Origin of the sequence: Spirillospora sp. NPDC046719 (assembly GCF_040645715.1) — a bacterium.
GTDB lineage: Bacteria > Actinomycetota > Actinomycetes > Streptosporangiales > Streptosporangiaceae > Spirillospora.
In genome coordinates this window covers 1-1,486 of sequence record NZ_JBEYYT010000884.1, presented here as the reverse complement: position 1 = coordinate 1,486, position 1,486 = coordinate 1, and the positions used below count along the sequence as shown (strand labels likewise).

At 77.5% G+C, this 1,486-nt stretch carries 1 pseudogene; it reads left to right on the top strand.

What is annotated here, in order from left to right:
• Positions 1-1,486 (top strand): annotated as a pseudogene (locus tag ABZ914_RS51245) (helix-turn-helix transcriptional regulator); the annotation flags it as partial.

The window sequence follows — 1,486 nt, the reverse complement described above, 5'->3', positions numbered from 1 at the left end:
GCGGCGCACTCGCGGGTGTCGGCGCGGCTCGCCGAGCTCGGCGCACCGGCGGCGGTCCGCGCCCACCATGTGCTGCGGTCGGGGCGGTTCGGCGACCGGGAGGCGATCTGGACGCTCGTCGAGGCGGCCCGCGCCGTCGCGCTCCAAGCGCCCGGCACCGCCGCGTACTGGCTGGAGGCGGCGCTGCGCCTGATGCCGGACGGCACGGACGCCTCCGGCGCGTCCTCCGGCGGGGCGGCCGGCGACGGCGCCTACCCCGACCGGATCCAGCTGCTGGTGGAGCTGGCGCACGCGCAGGCGGTCAGCGGGCACGCCGAGGAGGGCCGCGAGACGGCCCGCACGCTGCTGAGCCTGCTGCCGCCGGACGACACCGTCCGGCGCGCCCGCACGGTGCAGCTGTGCGCGGTGATGGACCGGCAGCTCGGCCGCATCCACGAGGCCCGCGCCCTGGTGCTGGACGAGCTGCGCCGCATCACCGACCGGCAGACCCCCGAGGCGGTGCTGCTGCGCATCCGCCTGGTCGCCGACCGGATCCAGCGGATCGACACCCGCGGCTCGCACGCCGTCCTGGAGACGATCCCGGAGAGCGCGCCGCAGTGGGGCCCGGGGCTGATCGCGGCGGTCGCGGCGATGCGGCCGATGGTGTCGTACGGGCGCGGCGAGGTGGCCGAGGCGATCGCCTACGCCGAGGCCGCCGACCAGCGGTTCTCCGCCGCCTCCGACGGCGACTTCGCCGACTGCCTGGACTACATGATCTGGCTGGTGTTCGCCGAGGCGTTCCTCGGCCTGCACGACAGCGCGCTCCGGCACGCCACCCGGCTGGTGTCGATCACCCGCGCGACGGGGCAGACGTTCATCCTCGGCTACATGCTGGCCGGGCAGTCCCGGGTCCTGCTGCTGCAGGGCCGGCTGGAGGAGGCCGCGGCGGCCGCCGACGAGGCCACCGCGGTCGGCCGCGAGCTGCGCTCCCCCGAGGTGATGGCGTACGGGCTGATGCAGCAGTGCCTGACGGCGAGCTGGACCGGCGACCACGACCGGGCGCTGCGGGCCGCCGAGGAGGCCGTCGCCTGCGACACCGGGTCGGGCGAGTGGTGGACGCACATGGCGCACGTCTCGCGCGCCATCGCGACGATCAACGCGGGCCGCGCCGAGGAGGGCGCCGAGGCCCTGATCGCGGCCTGCGGGGACGGCACGAACGGCCTCGACTTCAGCACGCTGGTGATGTGCGCCGAGCAGCTGGCCTGCGTGCGCGCCGCCCTCGGGGACGGCGAGGGCGCCGCCGGCTGGGCCGACATCGCCGAGGCCATCGCCCACCCGGCGCTGACCGGTGACACCGGGCTGGCGCGGCTGGCGCGCGCGCACGCCGTCCGAGTGGCCGACCCGGCCGGCGCCGCACGGCTCGCGGCGGAGGCGGCCGGGATGCTGGCGGACGCCGGACGCCGCCCGGAGGCCGCGCGCGCCGACCTGACCGCGGGGATCGCGCACG